The sequence below is a fragment of the Halarcobacter bivalviorum genome, from assembly GCF_003346815.1.
Classification (GTDB): domain Bacteria; phylum Campylobacterota; class Campylobacteria; order Campylobacterales; family Arcobacteraceae; genus Halarcobacter; species Halarcobacter bivalviorum.
In genome coordinates, this window is sequence record NZ_CP031217.1 from 1,541,505 (window position 1) to 1,558,975 (window position 17,471).

General features: G+C 28.6%; 16 protein-coding genes. 10 read left to right on the forward strand and 6 right to left on the reverse strand.

The genetic code is table 11. From position 1 onward, the window contains the following. Positions 1-26 precede the first annotated feature (26 nt). Genes ABIV_RS07840 through ABIV_RS07870 form a run of 7 tightly spaced genes read left to right on the forward strand, consistent with a single transcriptional unit; the run spans position 27 to position 6,166 of the window. Complete coding sequence (locus ABIV_RS07840; RefSeq protein ID WP_114839343.1) at positions 27-581, forward strand: UbiX family flavin prenyltransferase; 555 nt, start codon at positions 27-29, stop codon at positions 579-581. 2 nt (positions 582-583) lie between these two features. Beyond that, entirely contained in the window at positions 584-1,078 is a 495-nt protein-coding gene (coaD, locus tag ABIV_RS07845; protein ID WP_114839344.1) for a pantetheine-phosphate adenylyltransferase, read from the forward strand. Continuing rightward, positions 1,069-1,635 carry a dTMP kinase gene (gene tmk / locus ABIV_RS07850; RefSeq protein ID WP_114839345.1) on the forward strand — a complete coding sequence of 189 codons (567 nt, stop codon included), beginning with the start codon at positions 1,069-1,071 and terminating at the stop codon, positions 1,633-1,635. Before coaD ends, tmk begins: the two co-directional genes overlap by 10 nt. Continuing rightward, positions 1,628-2,845, forward strand: coding sequence for a histidine--tRNA ligase (gene hisS, locus ABIV_RS07855; RefSeq protein WP_114839346.1), 1,218 nt, complete (start codon positions 1,628-1,630; stop codon positions 2,843-2,845). Before tmk ends, hisS begins: the two co-directional genes overlap by 8 nt. Next, positions 2,846-4,645, forward strand: coding sequence for a biosynthetic arginine decarboxylase (speA, locus tag ABIV_RS07860; protein ID WP_114839347.1), 1,800 nt, complete (start codon positions 2,846-2,848; stop codon positions 4,643-4,645). Beyond that, positions 4,645-5,427: a serine O-acetyltransferase gene (cysE, locus tag ABIV_RS07865; protein WP_114839348.1), complete on the forward strand. Its 783-nt coding sequence runs from the start codon at positions 4,645-4,647 to the stop codon at positions 5,425-5,427. The genes speA and cysE overlap by 1 nt, the downstream gene beginning before the upstream one ends. A gap of 4 nt (positions 5,428-5,431) precedes the next feature. Further along, positions 5,432-6,166 carry a sulfite exporter TauE/SafE family protein gene (locus ABIV_RS07870; protein ID WP_114839349.1) on the forward strand — a complete coding sequence of 245 codons (735 nt, stop codon included), beginning with the start codon at positions 5,432-5,434 and terminating at the stop codon, positions 6,164-6,166. Here ABIV_RS07870 and acnA read toward each other — a convergent pair. Then, positions 6,163-8,670, reverse strand: a complete 2,508-nt coding sequence (gene acnA / locus ABIV_RS07875) for an aconitate hydratase AcnA (RefSeq protein ID WP_114839350.1) — start codon at positions 8,668-8,670, stop codon at positions 6,163-6,165. The genes ABIV_RS07870 and acnA overlap by 4 nt on opposite strands. 204 nt (positions 8,671-8,874) lie before the next feature. Between acnA and uvrA the strand changes: the two genes are divergently transcribed. Then, positions 8,875-11,688, forward strand: coding sequence for an excinuclease ABC subunit UvrA (gene uvrA, locus ABIV_RS07880; protein WP_114839351.1), 2,814 nt, complete (start codon positions 8,875-8,877; stop codon positions 11,686-11,688). A gap of 18 nt (positions 11,689-11,706) precedes the next feature. Here uvrA and ABIV_RS07885 read toward each other — a convergent pair whose 3' ends face one another. Beyond that, positions 11,707-12,081, reverse strand: coding sequence for a hypothetical protein (locus tag ABIV_RS07885; protein ID WP_114839352.1), 375 nt, complete (start codon positions 12,079-12,081; stop codon positions 11,707-11,709). 175 nt (positions 12,082-12,256) lie between these two features. Between ABIV_RS07885 and ABIV_RS07890 the strand changes: the two genes are divergently transcribed. Then, positions 12,257-13,306 (forward strand): hemolysin family protein, encoded by a 1,050-nt coding sequence (locus ABIV_RS07890; protein WP_114839353.1) that lies wholly within the window; start codon positions 12,257-12,259, stop codon positions 13,304-13,306. Positions 13,307-13,338: 32 nt separating this feature from the next. Further along, positions 13,339-13,779, forward strand: a complete 441-nt coding sequence (locus ABIV_RS07895) for a HugZ family pyridoxamine 5'-phosphate oxidase (RefSeq protein ID WP_237673236.1) — start codon at positions 13,339-13,341, stop codon at positions 13,777-13,779. A 3-nt stretch (positions 13,780-13,782) separates the two neighbouring features. Here ABIV_RS07895 and ABIV_RS07900 read toward each other — a convergent pair whose 3' ends face one another. The 4 genes from ABIV_RS07900 to proV all read right to left on the reverse strand — a co-directional run bounded on the left by ABIV_RS07900 (position 13,783) and on the right by proV (position 17,404). Then, a complete protein-coding gene (locus ABIV_RS07900; protein WP_114839355.1) occupies positions 13,783-14,121 on the reverse strand; it encodes a MerR family transcriptional regulator in 339 nt (112 codons plus the stop codon). An 81-nt stretch (positions 14,122-14,202) separates the two neighbouring features. Then, positions 14,203-15,174 carry a glycine betaine/L-proline ABC transporter substrate-binding protein ProX gene (proX, locus tag ABIV_RS07905; RefSeq protein ID WP_114839356.1) on the reverse strand — a complete coding sequence of 324 codons (972 nt, stop codon included), beginning with the start codon at positions 15,172-15,174 and terminating at the stop codon, positions 14,203-14,205. Beyond that, the gene (gene proW, locus ABIV_RS07910; RefSeq protein ID WP_114839357.1) at positions 15,175-16,194 is read right to left on the reverse strand and encodes a glycine betaine/L-proline ABC transporter permease ProW; all 1,020 of its coding nucleotides are present in this window, start codon (positions 16,192-16,194) and stop codon (positions 15,175-15,177) included. Continuing rightward, positions 16,187-17,404, reverse strand: a complete 1,218-nt coding sequence (gene proV, locus ABIV_RS07915; protein WP_114839358.1) for a glycine betaine/L-proline ABC transporter ATP-binding protein ProV — start codon at positions 17,402-17,404, stop codon at positions 16,187-16,189. Before proV ends, proW begins: the two co-directional genes overlap by 8 nt. Between the last annotated feature and the right edge of the window lie 67 nt (positions 17,405-17,471).

Here is a 17,471-nt window from a genome sequence, read left to right on the forward strand (position 1 = left end):
CTTCTAAATAATCGTAAAGGTTTTAAATGAAATTAGTTGTTGCAATAACTGGAGCTAGTGGTTCAAGGCTAGGTTTTAAATTCATACAAAAACTTCCTAAAGAAATTGAAGTACATGCAGTTATTTCTAAAAGCGCTAAAAAAGCTTTAAAACTTGAAGAAAATCTAAATATAAAAAATCTTTTAGAGTTAAGAGAAAACTCTTTTATCTATAAAGAAACACAAATAGAAGCTCCTATTTCATCAGGTTCTTTTAAAACAGACAAGATGATTATCCTTCCATGTTCTATGAATACTCTTGCAAAATGTGCAGTTGGAATAAGTGACAATCTTATTACTAGAGCATTTACAGTAATGCTTAAAGAAAAAAGAGAAATTGTATTAGCTCCAAGAGAGATGCCTTTTTCTGCAATTGCCCTAGAAAATATGCTAAAACTCTCTAATTTAGGGGTAGTTATAGCTCCACCTATTTTAGCTTATTATTCAAAGCAAGACTCTTTAGAAATGATGGAGGATTTTATAATAGGAAAATGGTTTGATTTACTAAAAATTGACCACAATTTATATAAAAGATGGGAATAAAAATGGCAAATAACTCAAAAAAACCTATTGATTCTTACAGAAAGGCTATTTACAGTGGTACTTTTGATCCAATCACAAATGGACATATGGATATTATAAGAAGGGCTACTAATATTTTTGATGAAGTTGTAATTGCTGTTGCAAAAAGTGAAAGAAAAGGCCCAATGTTCACCCATGAACAAAGAGTTGAGTTTGCAAAAGCAGCAACAAAAGATATGAAAACAGTTAAAGTTATTGGCTTTGATACTTTATTAGTAGATTTAGCTACAGACTTAGAAATACATACTATTATTAGAGGTCTTAGAGCTGTTTCAGACTTTGAATATGAACTTCAAATGGGGTATGCAAACTCTTCAATTAATAAAAAGCTTGAAACTCTTTATCTTATGCCTACACTTGAAAATGCTTTTGTTAGTTCAACAATAGTTAGAGAAATCATTAGATTTGATGGGAAGTTCTGCCATCTTGTACCTGACGAGGTTTTAAAATGTATGTAGTAATTGAAGGAGTTGATACTGCTGGTAAATCAACTCAACTTGATATCTTAAAAAAGAACCATACTGAAGCTATTTTTACAAAAGAGCCAGGTGGAACAGAAATTGGTTTAAAGCTAAGAGAAATGGCTTTAAATGGGGAAGCTAAAAGTAAAACAGCTGAAATGTTTTTATTTCTTGCAGATCGTGCTGAGCACATTGAACAGATAATAAAACCAAATGAAAAGAAAATGATTATAAGTGATAGAAGTGCTATTAGTGGGATCTCTTATGCAAAAGATTTACCCCTTGAAGTTGTTACAAGCTTAAATTTAATAGCAACTCAAAATACTTTACCATCACATGTTATTTTATTGGAACTTTCAAAAGAAGAGTTAACAAAAAGACTTGGAAATAAATCAAATGATTCTATAGAATCACGGGGAATAGACTATTTATTAGATATTCAAGAAAGAATGAAAAAAACAATTGAAATGTTAAATTTAAATCATATTTATATTGATGCAAGCCTAAGCATCGAACAAATTGCAGAAAAAATAGAAGGATTTATTAATGGCTAATATTCAAAGTTTAAGAGGAATGAATGATATTTTAAATGAAGATAGTAAATACTTTACCTACTTTATTGAAAATGCATCAAGAATTGCTAAAAACTATGGTTTTTCTTATATTGAAACACCTATTCTTGAAGAGACAGCTTTATTTAAAAGATCTGTAGGAGAAAGCTCTGATATTGTAAATAAAGAGATGTATCAATTCATAGATAAAGGTGAAAATGATGTGTGTCTTAGACCTGAAGGAACAGCTGGTGTTGTAAGAAGTTTTGTTGAAAATAAATTTGATAGAGCTGGTGGTTCATATAGATGGTTTTATTATGGGCCAATGTTTAGATATGAAAGACCTCAAAAAGGAAGACTAAGACAATTCCACCAATTTGGTTGTGAAGTATTTGGGCAAGCTTCAGTGTATGAAGATGCAAACATTATTATGATGTTAAAAGATATTTTAGATTTCTTTGGTATTAAGTTTAAATTACAACTAAACTCTTTAGGTTGTCCAACTTGTATGCCTGTGTATAGAGAAAATCTAATTAAGCATTTAACAAGTTTTAAAGAAGAGCTTTGTGAAGACTGTAATAGAAGGATTGAAACTAATCCAATTAGAGTTTTAGATTGTAAAAATGAAAACTGTCAAAAACTATTATACAATGCTCCAAAAATCACTAATAATCTATGTGAAAATTGTGATACAGACTTTGAAAAATTAAAAGAGATTTTAGACTTTAATGGTATTGATTATGTTATAGATACAAATCTAGTTAGAGGTTTAGATTACTACTCTCAAACTGCTTTTGAATTTACTTCAGATGAAATTGGAGCTCAAAGTGCAATTGCAGGTGGAGGAAGATATGATAAACTTGTTGAGTTTTTAGGTGGAAGAGAAACTCCTGGAATTGGATTTGCAATTGGAATTGAAAGATTATTGGAACTAATTAAAATAAAAGAGCAAGATGAAGAGATAATTTATCTTGGGGCAATGGATGAAAAAGCATTAAATCAATTAACAAAAATTGCAAATAAAAAAAGAGAAACTACTAAAACTATTATGGAATATACACCAAGAGGTTTTAGTAAGCACTTTAAAATTGCTGAAAAGCATGGTGCAAATATTGTAGCTTTAGTTGGAGAAAATGAACTAAATGATAATACAATTTATATAAAAAATATTAAAACACAAGAAGAAAAAACTATAAAAGTAGAGGATTTTTAATTGCACACTTATGGAATAGATATTTGGGGTGAAGATAACTTCATTATTGAAAATGGATTAGCTAAATTAAATTATGCATCAAAACCAGCATTAGTTGATATTGTAAGAGATATTAGAGAACAAGATTTCAAAGGACCTCTTCTTCTTAGATTTCCTCACTTGACAAGATTACAAATAGAGAAACTATATACTCTTTATAATAATGCAATAAATGAGTATGATTATAAAGGAAAATTTAATGCAGTTTTTCCTTTAAAAGTTAATCAACTTCCAAACTTTTTATTACCTCTAATAAAATCAGGTGAAGAGTTTGGTTATGGATTAGAAGCAGGAAGTAAAGCAGAACTATTTTTAGCAATGACTTATAATAAAATAGGTGCACCTATTACAATAAATGGATTCAAAGATAAAGAGATGATTCATTTAGCTTTTATTGCAAAAAAAATGGGACACAATATTACTGTTATTATTGAAGGTTTAAATGAATTAAAAATGATTTTAGAAGTTGAAAAAGAGACTTCTTTACCAACACCAAATGTAGGAATTAGAGTAAGACTATTTAATAGTGGTGGTGGAGCTTGGGCTAAATCAGGAGGAATTGATTCAAAATTTGGATTAAGTTCTACTGAGATTTTAGAAGCTTATGAATTATTAAAAAGCAATAATCTTCTTCACTATCTAACAATGATTCATTTCCATATTGGTTCAGCAATGACAAATATTAAACCACTAAAAAAGGCTTTAAAAGAATCAGGTCATATTTATGCTGAACTAAAAAACATGGGTGCTACAAACTTAAAAGCAATTAATATTGGTGGTGGATTAGCAGTTGAATATTCTCAATATCATAGAACAACACAATATCATCTACAAGAGTTTGCAAATGATGTAATCTTTACATTAAAAAATATTGCAAAACAAAAAGGTGTAGAAGAACCAAATATCTTTACAGAATCAGGAAGATTCATCTCTGCAAATAGTACAGTTTTAGTAACTCCTGTATTAGAACTTTTTTCAGCAGAGTATGAATTAAGTAACTTAAGACTAAAAGAAGAAAACCCTCCTTTAATTGAAGAGTTAAATGAATTATATAAAGATATGAATGGTAAAACTGCTCTAGAATATATGCATGATAGTATGGACCACTTAGAGTCACTATTAAAACTTTTTGATTTAGGTTATATTGATTTACAAGATAGAAGTAATGCAGAAATTTTAGCTCAGCTAATTATCAAAAAAGCAATTAGTTTACTTGAAATTGCTGATTATGAAGAGTTGAAAAGAATAGATAATAAAATTCAAGAAAAATATCTTTTAAATTTCTCTATTTTCCAATCTCTTCCAGATTTCTGGGGAATAAATCAAGAATTCCCTATTATGCCTATCACTCATCTTGATAAGAAACCTACAAGAAGTGCTTCTTTATGGGATATTACTTGTGATAGTGATGGAGAAATTGAGTTTAATGCAAAAAAACCTCTATATTTACACGATGTAAACCTTGAAAAAGAGGAGTATTATCTTGCATTTTTTAATGTAGGAGCATACCAAGATACTTTAGGTATGAGACATAATCTATTTTCTCATCCTACTGAAGTGAATGTAGTTTTTGAAAATAATGAATTAAAACTAGAAAAGATAATTGAATCACAAAAAATTATTGATATTCTAGAAGATATTGATTACGATACAAAAGAGATAAAAAAGATACTAAAAAGTAGCCTTGATAAAAGTACTTATGTAATTTTAAAGAAATACCTAAATGAGAACAGTTATTTAAAAACTTCATGGAGTCATTAATGAGGGAACAAGAAGATAAAAATATACACGAGCAAATAAAACAAAGAGTTTTAGAAGAACAAAAGAAACTCTCTTTATGGAAACAAATAAAAGAGGATTTTTCTGTTCCTAAACTAAATGACCCTGCTTTAGATTCTAGTTTTGAACTATTTTTTAATTATCCAGGTGTTTGGGCAATTATAAATCATAGACTTGCAAATAGATTATATTTAAAGGGTTGGAAGAAACTAGCAAGAGCAATTACTGGTTTTGGTTCTTTATTTACAAAAACAGATATTCATCCTGCTGCTACTATTGGTAGAAGAGTGTTTATTGACCATGCTATTGGAGTTGTTATTGGTGCAACTACAATTATTGAAGATGATGTACTTATTTATCAAGGAGTAACCTTAGGTGGAGTTAGTCTTGATAAAGGGAAACGTCACCCAACAATTAGATCAAATGCAGTTATTGGAAGTGGTGCTAAAGTACTAGGGAATATCATTATAGATAAAAACTCTAAAGTTGGTGCTAACTCTGTAGTTGTTTGTAATGTTCCTAAAAACTCTACTGCAGTTGGAGTTCCTGCAAAAATTATTAAAAAAGATAAGAAAAACTGCAAACTTGCACATGATGATTTACCAGATATCAATAAAGAGATGTTTAAATATCTTATTGAAAGAATTCATATTTTAGAAGAGGCTCTAAAAGAAGAAGATGGTATAGATGTAAGTGATAAAGATAAAAAATTAGAAGAAGATTATAATAAGTTTATAAATGCAATGAACTCTATAAAAAAGTAAGCTAATGATTGAACTTCTACTATTTGGAACAATGACTGGATTTATCTCAGGCTTCTTTGGAGTTGGAGGGGGAATGGTACTTGTTCCAATGCTTTTATTTACTGGGTTTGTTATGAAAGAAGCTGTTGCAATCTCTATTATGCAAATGGTTTTTTCTTCAATTTATGGTTCTTTTCTAAATTCTAAAAAAGCTAAAGATGTTTTAAAAGATGGTTTAATAATTGGAATTGGTGGCTTTTTTGGTGGACTTCAAAGTGGTTATATTATTACTAATGTTTCAAATGAAGTTCTACAATATATATTTATAGCTATTTTATTTTACTCAATAGTTTCTATCTTTAAATCTCCTGCTCAAATCCATGAAGATGAAAAGAAAAGTAGTAATAAACTTTTTTTATTTATTGTAGGTGCTTTAATTGGAGCAATTGCCATGAGTATTGGAGTTGGAGGTTCAATTTTATTAACTCCCCTACTTGTTAGATTTTTAAACTATGATTTAAAAAAAGCTACTTCTTTAGGACTATTTTTCGTAATCTTCTCTTCTGTAGCAGGATTTACTTCTTTATCTCTAAGTAATCAAATGCTTTTCCAAGAAGGAGCAACCGTTGGTATTGCTTCTTTAATTGGAGTATATTTTGGAATAAAACTAAAAAATAGTATAAAATCAACTTCTTACAAAAAGTATATTCTTATTTTATATCTTGTAATTTTTATTTCAATGGTTTATAAAGTAGTTTAACTATTTAATAAAAAAGGAAGAACTCCTCCTTTTTTATAATATTCTACTTCTTCTTGAGTATCAATCCTTATTTTTAATCTAACAACTACCTCATCGAAACCTCTATTTATATATGCTTTTACTTTTCCTTCAACTTTTATTTTATCTGCTAAGATAGAAATATTTTCATCACCTTTCAATTTTAAAGAGTCAATATCATCTTCTAAAAATTCTAAAGGTAAAACTCCATAATATATTAAACTCTTTCTATACTCTTCATCAAAAGATTTTGCAATAATAGCTTTTACTCCTAATAGTTTTATACTTTTTACTGCCCACTCTCTTTTTTCTCCTATTCCAAAATTTTCGCCAGCGAAAATAAGTAAAGGTTTATCAAGTTTTTTAAACTTTTCAGCTTTTTCAAAAATTGAAACTATCTCACTTGTTTCATAATCAATTGTATATCCACCCTCTTTTGAAACCATTTTATTTTTTACTTTAGGATTATCAAATGCTGCTCTTAATTGAATATGAGCATTTGCTTTTCTACTTTCGAAACTATTATATTCAAAAGACTTAACACCTCTTTTTTCTAAATATTTAGCAGCTTGAGAATAAAGAGAGATTTGTCCCATTGGGGCTATTAAAGAAGAAGAGATATTATCTTCTAAAAGAGTAAGTACTCCTGCATCTAAAATCTCTATATCATCTAAATTTAACTCTTCATAAAAAGATAAGGCTTGTATTTGTATAGACTCTTTATTCCAATTATAAGTAGAAGTAGCTTCAACTTCTAGTTTTTGCCAGAACTCATTACCTTTATATATATCTTTGTAAATCTCTTTATATAAAGTATAATCCAACTTACTCATATACTCTCCTACTTCTTTACTACTTGGCCATAAATCTTTTAAGTAAATATCTTTATCATCTATAGTACTAATAACATTATCAAAAAGGTCAAACTTTGTAGTTCCTATTATAGAGTAAATTACAACTAACGAAGGAGAACTTAAGTAGTTATATTTTACTAAAGTATTAACTCTTTTTTCAAAGTTTTTACTTCCTGAAGTTATTGAACATACATCTAATTTATTATCTTTAATATCAAATTCAAACTTATCCTCTAAACTTCCAAGATTTTGACAAGAGTAGCCTACTATATAAAAACCTAAATGCTCTAAGTACTTCATCAAATCAAGTTCTACTAAAAATCTTTTTATAGCCATTGAACCTGGAGAAAAAGATTTCTTTATATACTCTTTTGTATGTAGTCCAAACTCATAAGCTTTTTTAGCAACTAAAGCTGCATGTAATATTAAATAAGGATTTGAAGTTGTAGTACAAGAAGTTATTGAAGCAATAACTATATCTAAGTCTTTTAAATAAGAACCACTCTTATTTATTTGTTGCTCTTTTAACTCATCAATAGAAACACTATTTTGAACATTATTAGGTCCTGCAATAGAAGGTATTAATTTTTCTAAATCTAAATCAATTACTTCATCAAAATCTAAAACCTCATCACTATAAAAAAGTTCTTGTCTTTGTAAATACTCTTTTAATAATTGAGAATAATCTTCACTTGCTCTTGTTTTGTTAAAATATTCAATTGTTTTATTATCTATTGCAAAAAAAGAAGAGATTGCATTATACTCAGGTGCCATATTAGAAATAGTAGACCTATCTTCTAAAGTCAGATGCTTTAATCCTTCTCCATAAAACTCTACTAATTTACCTTTTATATCATGCTCTTTTAAAATACTTGTTAGAGTTAAAACTAAATCAGAAGAAGTTATTCCCTCTTTTAGTTTTCCATGGATATTTACTCCAACTACCTTTGGTAATTTAAACTTAATAGGCATTCCTAAAATTGAACTCTTTATTTCTAGTTCATTTACACTCCAACCTAAGACACCTAAAGAGTTAATCATATTAGTATTAGAGTCAGTACCAATAATTGTTTCTGGATATATAAAATTTTTATTATCTATAATATCTAAATGTATGATTGTTGAAAGATATTCTAAATTAACTTGATGACAAATTCCAGAACCAGGAGGAACAACTCTTAAGTTGCTAAAAGATTTTTGAGCCCATTTTATAAACTCATACTTCTCTTTATTTAACTCTTCAGTTAGCTCATCACTATTATCAAAATCTAAAGAGTGATCAATAACTAAATCAACCATTATTTTAGGATTGACCTTTAAAACATCTTTATTGCTCTTTTGTAAAGAGTCTCTTATTGAAGCTAAATCTATTAATATAGGTATTCCCGTATAATCTTGTAAGATAACCCTTGAAGGATAAAAATATATATCTTTAGCCTCCCTACTTTTAAAAACCTTTACTATCTCATTAAACTCAAACTCATCTTTTGCATTTCGTAAGTTTAACTCTAGTAAAATTTTTAAAACTATTGGTAATTTTGATAACTCACTATTTTCACTAATTACTCTTCTAATATCAAAATAGTAGAACTTCTCATTCTCTATTTCAAAACTATTTATATACTTATTCAATACTCTTCCCTATTTACTATTGTGTTATTATTATAATATAAAGTATTAAAAAACTTATTAGAGTTTTAGAAGTAGATAAATACCCATATAATTTATTTATTATTACTAGAAACTAAAAATTTATTAACTAACATTTTATCTCTATCTAGTTTCATTTTTATTTGGTATAATGCCTGCTTAAAACTTTTATGACAATGGAATATTATGCAAGATACAATTAAAATTTTTAATGCCAAAGAAAACAATTTAAAAAATATAAACTTAGAAATACCAAAGAATAAATTAGTTGTATTTACAGGACTTAGTGGTTCTGGTAAATCAACTTTAGCTTTTGATACTTTATATGCAGAGGGACAAAGAAGATATATTGAATCACTTTCTGCTTATGCTAGACAATTCTTAGATAAAGTGGGTAAACCAGATGTTGAAAGAATTGAAGGTTTAACACCTGCTATTGCTATTGATCAAAAAACAACTTCTAAAAATCCAAGGTCAACTGTTGGAACTATTACTGAAGTTTATGACTACTTTAGACTTTTATATGCAAGAGTAGGAAAACAACATTGTCATAAATGTGGAGAACCTATCTCTCAAATGAGTGCTTCTGATGTAATAGCACAAGTTTTAACTCTACCTGAAAACTCAAAAATTGTAATTTTAGCTCCCCTTGTAAATAGAAAGAAAGGAACTTTTGCAGATTTACTTGAAAGCCTTAGAGGTAAAGGTTATGTAAGAGCTATGATTGATGGTGTAATGGCAAGACTTGATGAAGATATTGAGCTTGAAAAAAATAAAATGCATACAATCAAAGTTGTAATTGATAGAGTTGTTGTAAAAGATGAAAACAAAGATAGAATTGCACAAGATGTTGAGAAAGGATTAAAAGAATCTTTTGGAGAATTGGAAGTAGAAGTTATGAATCATGAAGAAGTAGGATGTGATAAACATATTCACTACTCTGAACATATGGCTTGTTTTGATTGTAAAATCTCTTTTGAACCTTTAGAACCTCTATCATTCTCTTTTAACTCTCCCAAAGGAGCTTGTACTTCTTGTGATGGTTTAGGAATTAGATATACCCTTGATATGAAAAAAGTAATCAATGAAGAGTTACCATTAGAAGATGGAGCTATTAAGATTATTTATGGTTTTAATAAAGGTTACTACTTTAAAATGCTTATGGCATATTGTGAAGCTGCTAATATTGATATAACTATACCTTTTGCAGAATTACCAGAACATCAGAAAAAATCTGTTTTACATGGGGGAATTGAAGAAGCAAAATTTACTTGGAAAAGACATAACCTTACTAGAAAATGGGAAGGTATAGTAAAAATTGCCTATGATATGATTAAAGATGAAAAAGAGATGGCAGAATTCATGACTGAAAAAATCTGTTCAGATTGTGGAGGAAACAGACTTAAACCATCATCTCAAAGTGTATTTGTAGCAAAAAAAACTATTGCTGATATTATTAATAAACCTATTGAAGAAGCACATAAATTTTTCCAAGATGAAAAAAACTTTGAATATTTCTCTGACCAAGAAAAGATGATTTCTGCTCCTATTTTAAAAGAGATAAAAGAGAGAATCTTTTTTTTATATGATGTAGGATTAGGATATATTACGCTAGGACGTGATGCAAGAACTATTTCAGGTGGAGAAGCACAAAGAATTCGTGTTGCTTCACAAATTGGTTCGGGACTTACAGGAGTTATGTATGTACTTGATGAACCGTCAATTGGTCTTCATGAAAGAGATACAAGTAAACTTATTAAAACACTTAAAGCATTACAAGAAAAAGGTAATACGGTAATTGTTGTAGAACATGATAAGGAGACAATTGAAGCAGCTGACTATATTGTGGATATTGGTCCAAAGGCTGGTAAATATGGTGGAGAAATTGTATTTGCTGGAACATTAAAACAGATGAATAAAGCAAAAACTTTAACTGCGCAATATGTAAGTGGAAAGAAAAAGATTGATTATGTTCATAATAGACCACAAGAGGATTTTATAAAAATCAAAAATGTAACTATTAACAATATTAAAAACCTTGATGTACAACTACCTCTTAAAAACCTTGTATCAATTACAGGGGTTTCTGGTTCTGGTAAATCATCTTTAATTTTACAAACTCTACTTCCAGTTGCAAAAGAGTTATTAAACCATGCAAGAAAAGTAAAAAAAGTAGATGGGGTAGAGATTGAAGGTTTAGAAAAACTTGATAAAGTAATCTACCTTGACCAAAGTCCTATTGGTAGAACACCAAGATCAAATCCTGCAACTTATACAGGTCTTATGGATGAGATTAGAACTCTCTTTTCTAAAACTAAAGAGGCGCAACTTAGAGGCTATAAGATTGGAAGATTCTCATTTAACGTAAAAGGTGGAAGGTGTGAGAAGTGTCAAGGAGAAGGAGAAATCAAAATTGAAATGCACTTCTTACCAGATATTATGGTTAAATGTGATGATTGTCAAGGACAAAGATATAATGCACAAACTTTAGAGATTCTATATAAGGGTAAGAATATCTCAGATGTACTTAATATGAGTGTCGATGAAGCTTTAGAGTTTTTTGTAAAGGTACCTAAAATAAAAGCAAAACTACAAACACTTTCAGATGTTGGACTTGGATATATTACTTTAGGACAAAATGCAGTTACCCTTTCAGGTGGAGAAGCACAAAGAATTAAACTATCAAAAGAATTAAGTAAAAAAGATACAGGAAATACTCTTTATGTATTAGATGAACCAACTACTGGTTTACATTTTGCAGATGTTGATAGATTAACAAAAGTATTACATCATCTTGTTGAAGTAGGAAACTCTGTACTTGTAATTGAACATAACTTAGATATTATCAAAAATTCTGACTGGGTAATTGATATGGGACCAGAAGGTGGAAGTAAAGGTGGAAAAGTTGTAGCAGAAGGTACACCTGAAGAGTTAGCAGCAAATCATAAAAAAACAAACTCTTACACTGGATACTATTTAGATAAAGAGATAAACTCTTAAATAAAAACAGCAAGAAGCTTACATAGCTTCTTTAGCTGCTTCTGCTTTTGCTTGTGCAATAAAATAAGCTTTTAGCCTCATCATTTCATCCGTAGGATATTGATTTTCAGCTTCACCTCTAATTGCCTTTACATAAAAATCTTTTGAACTATTGTTAAATCCAAAATTTAAATTTGTAAGAACAACTTCTTGATAAGGGACTGCTTTTATAGTAGTTGAAGACTCAGAAACCTCTTCTTTCTCTTTTGGTTTTAAAAAGTTTTCTTTAACAATCTCTTTTGCTTCATTTTGTTCTTTTAGTTTTGCAATTTCATTTGAAGGCTGAACTTGTTGAACCAATAACTGATAATTTTGTGCAGCTTGGTCAATCTTAGGTATTAATCCATATTCCATGATACCCTCCTTTTGCAACATACCTAATTATACAAAATTTTTCATTTTTTTGTCAAAAATAATGTTTTAAAGATAAATTTTGGTATTATACGTTGTTAATTTTATTCAAATAGAAGGAGTAATTATTGGAAGATAGTTCCCAGAGGCGTAGCTTAGTACTGTTTAAAGGTTCATTATGGAACTTTTAATATTCCTCTTTATTGCCGTTATTGGTATTTCTTTTTTATGTTCAGTTTTAGAATCTGTGATTCTCTCGACAAACTTTTCATATATCTCAGTTTTAGAAAATAAAAATCCTGATACAGGAAAACTTCTTAAAAGTTTAAAAACAGATATTGATAGTTCAATTGCTTCAATTTTAATTCTTAATACTATTGCAAACACTTTAGGTGCAACTGCTATTGGGGTACAAGCACAAAATGTATTTAGTGGAGACAAAACATTAGTAATGTTTGTGTCTATCTTTCTAACATTTGCAATTTTATTTTTTGCTGAAATTATTCCAAAAACAATTGGTGCAGTATATTGGAAACAATTAGCTCCACTTGCAGCAAGAATTATTAAGTTTTTTATATTTTTTACATATCCTTTAATTAAAACAACTCAGTTTGTTACTAGAAAAATTAAAGGAAAAGAGACAAGTGATTCAATTTCAAGAGAAGAACTAATTCATACAACACTACTTAGTGAAGAAGAAGGTGTTATCGGTGATTTGGAATCAGATATTATTGAAAATACTCTAACATTAAATGAGATAAAAATCAAAGAAATCTTGACACCAAGATCAGTTATGTACTCTGTTAATAAAGATTCTATAATAAAAGATATTTTAGAAGATAAAAGAACATACAAATTCTCAAGAGTTCCTGTATATGATGAAACTATTGATAATATTGTAGGTGTTGTTCTTACTAAAAAACTTTTTAAACAAGCGATTAGAGATAAAAATGCTACTATGGAATCTATTATGAAACCAGTTTTTGCCTTAAATGAAAATATTCCCGTAGGAAAAGCTTTAAGCAAGTTTATTCAAAAGAAAGAGCATATGTTTATCGTTCTTGATAACTATGACCAAACAGAAGGTATTATTACATTAGAAGATTGTATTGAGACCTTACTTGGTTTAGAAATTATGGATGAACTTGATACTACAGCAGATATGAGAAGACTTGCTTTAAATAAAATGAAAGCAAAAAGAAAGGAAAGAGCATCGAAAGAAGCATAAAAGAGTTCTTATCTAGCTTTAAAAGTTTAGTAATCTCTTCTTTAGATGAGCATAACATACCTTTTACAAGTTATGCTCCTTTTCTCTTAGAAGATAGCAAGTTTTACGTATACCTAAGCTCTATGGCTAAACACTCTTATAATTTAACTTTAAATGAAAATAGCTCAATATTTTTTATTGAAGATGAAAGTAAAAGTGATAATATCTTTGCTAGAAAAAGAGTTGTTTATCAATGTAAAACTAAAAAGTTACAAAGAGATAATGAAGAGTTTATAAAACTAATCTCTTTATTTGAAGAAAAACATGGAGAAATAGTTTCTATGCTAAAAGAAATGAAAGATTTCTCTTTTTTTGAGTTTGAAGTTATTTCAGGTGAAGCAATTTTAGGTTTTGGAAAAGCTTATAATATAGAAAAAGAAGAAATTTTTACTCTTATAAATAGAAAAGAGCAAACAGGTCACAAAAAAGAGTAGAAGTTATATAACTTCTACATCTGTTACATCAACTCCAGAAAGTTTTTCTAAATTTTTTTCAACTAACTCTAAAAATGCTGTTCTATTTTTTTCATCCATATTATTATCTAACATTTCAAGAATATATTTAATACCATTTGCATTAATTTTTTTAACACTTGCTAAATAGTGAACAAATGCAATAATTTTTACATCATTTATAGAGTAAAGTTTCTTATTTAATTTTTTAGAAGGTAGAAGACCCTTGTCTTCATACATTTTAAGTGTTCTTACTTTTGCAGTTAATAACTCTGCAATACTACTTAAAGGAAGAACATCTTTAGCATTATCAAGTAAAGCCAAACATTATCCTTTTTTTAATGAATTATAAAGCTTTTTATATAAAAAGAAGTTAATAGAGATAAAAATCTCTATTAAACTCTGCTATTTTGCAGTTTTTGCCTCTTTAATCCAGCTATCAATTTTTGTTTGATTTTTTTGAATCCAAAGTTTTGCATGTCTTTTAATATCTTTTTCTTTATTTTGTCCACTTGCCATAAGCATATTTTGTCCACTTACATCATTTACACTTAGTTTAATAATATCAAATAATTTTGCAATATCTTTATGCTTTTTAACTCCTGCATTTGCAACAATTTTTTGAGAATTTACATTAAATCCATAATCTGCACCATTTGGAAGTTTTGTTGAAGCTGTATTTGGATTGGCACTATGAGTTACTTGTAAAAATACTGTATCTTTACCAGGAACTAACTTTCCACTTACCCAATAAGGAGTCCAAGTGTAATATAAAATTGGTTTACCTGTTTTATAAGTTGCAATCGTATCTGCTATTAAAGCTGAGTATTGACCTTGATTATGTTCAACTGTGTCTCTTAAACCATATGCATCTAACTGATGCTCTACAACCTTCTCACAACCCCATCCAGCATTACAACCAGTTAAGTCCGCTTTTCCATTACCATTAGTATCAAATAGTTTCGCAATCTTTGGGTCTTTCAAATCATTAAAGTATTTAATATTATACTTCTCTGCTGTTTTTTTATCTATTAAATAACCTTGAGCACAGTTTGAAATATATTCTGAGAATTTAGCTATTTTATCTTTTCCAATATTTTCAATTTTTCCATTATGTAAAGGATCCCAACTTGAAGCAATAAAAAAGACTTCATCACTATTAGCATTATTTGCTAAGGTTTGATAAGCAATTTCATAATCCATATCATTTGAAATTTTTACTTCATGTCCCATCTTTTTTAAAACTTCTGCGACAACTTCCATTTGAAATGCTTCTTCTGCTATAGTTGTTTTAAGTGCAGTTACTTTTGCAGCAAATAAGTTACTTGCAAGTGCTAAAGATAAAACTCCTGATATTAATATTTTTTTTGCAAACATTTATTTCTCCTTATTTAATAATTTATAAAAAAAGCCTATAGGACCTTTTTCAAACCATTTTCTTTTATCATTTTTATCTCGTTTCCCCATCTCTTGAGTTAATCTATCTAAAATAACTGCAAGTAAAACAATTCCTAAACCTCCAACTGCAGCAAGGCCAACATCAAGTCTTCCTATTCCTCTTAATACCATTTGTCCTAAACCTCCAACTGCAATCATAGAGGCAATTACAACCATAGAAAGTGCTAACATTAAAGTTTGATTTATACCTGCCATAATAGTTGGCATTGCTACTGGAATTTGAACTTTAAATAACATCTGCATCGAACTAGCTCCAAAAGACCTTGAAGCTTCAATTAAATCCTCTGGAACTTGTCTAATTCCTAAGTTTGTAAGTCTTATAAGAGGTGGTAAGGCAAAAATAATAGTTACAATAACTCCAGGGACATTACCTATTCCAAATAACATTACAATAGGAATCAAATAAACAAAAGCTGGTGTAGTTTGCATTGCATCAAGAATAGGACGAACAATCTTATTTACAGTTTCACTTTTTGCACTCCAAATACCAAGAGGTATTCCAATAAACAATGAAAAAACTACTGCTGTAATAACTAAAGCTAAAGTAATCATTGCTTCTTCCCAAGCACCAATAAAACCAATGATTAAAAAAGAAATTAATGTTCCTATTGCCATCTTTTTTGTAGAAAACTGCAAGGCAAGAAAAACAAAAAATAAAATTACCACATAAGGATTTAAATATAATAAAAATCCCTCTATTGCTTTTAATACTATATCAATAGGTATTTTTGTTGCTAAAAAAAACTCCCTAAAATTTGCTACTAGCCAATCAATAGAATTATTTGTCCAAGTATCAAAAGGAATTAGACTTTGTTCAAAAGGATTAAAGAAATCAAACTCTTTTGGTTTTTCTTCAATAACTTCTGTATTCATCCAGTCAACAGAAGATTCTTTATTTTCTTGTGCAGTTGAAGCATTTCCCCAAGGATCATTACTCATTGTCAACTCCTTCATCTAATACTTTTAATAATCTACTTTTTGAAATAGTTCCTTTATATTTTCCATTATCATCAACTACAGAAAAAGGATATTTATGTTCTGCAATATCTGAAATAAATTCAGATATTTGTAGGTTTTCATTTATTGACTTATCACAATAAATTGCATCCATAATTGTCCCACCTAACTTTTTTTGTTCTTTTAAACTGTCTAAAGTTAGTATCCCTAAGTATTTTCCATTTTTTTCAATAAAATAAGCATAATCCTCATCAAGGTCTGCAATATATTGTAAAGCAGAATTAATTCCTGTACTATCTTTATTTATTATAGTTGGTTTTACTTTTTTAGCAATATGAGCTGCTGTTAATACAGAAGTTACATCTACACCTTTAAAAAAAGATTTAATATAATCATTTGCAGGATTATTTACAATTTCTTCAGGTGTTCCAATCTGAGAAATCTCACCATTTTGCATTATTGCAATTCTATCCCCTATTCTAATAGCTTCATCTAAATCATGAGAGATAAAAACAATTGTTCTTTGCTCTTTACTTTGTAACTCAATTAATTCATCTTGCATCTCTGTTCTAATTAGAGGGTCAAGTGCAGAAAAAGCTTCATCCATAAGCATAATATCTGGATTATTGGCTAATGCTCTTGCAAGTCCTACTCTTTGTTGCATTCCACCACTTAATTCATCAGGATAAGATAATTCATGTTGGGCTAAACCAACTTGCTCTAAAGCTTTTCTAGATTTCTCATATCTTATCTCTTTAGAAATACCACTTAATTCCAAACCAAAAGATACATTATCAATAATATTCATATGTGGCATTAAAGCAAAAGATTGAAAAACCATTGATATTTTTTCTCTTCTAATATTAATTAATTCTTTATCATTTAAATTTGTAACATCTGTTTCATCAATATAAATATTTCCAGAAGTAGGCTCTATTAACCTATTAAGTAGTCTTACTAAAGTGGATTTTCCAGAACCAGAAAGTCCCATAATTACAAATATTTCACCTTCATATATTTCAAAACTAGCGTCTTGAACACCAATAGTCATTCCAGTTTTATCGAATATTTCTTCTTTGGATAGACCATCATTTAACATTTTTAAAGCTTTTTTTGGTTCACTTCCAAAAACCTTAAAAACATTCTTTACTATAAGTTTTTTCTTTTTTTCAGATTTAATCTTAGACTCCATTTATTTATTTTTTACATTTTTTATGTAATTTTATTACATCTATTATGTATAAATTTCTCTTAAATAC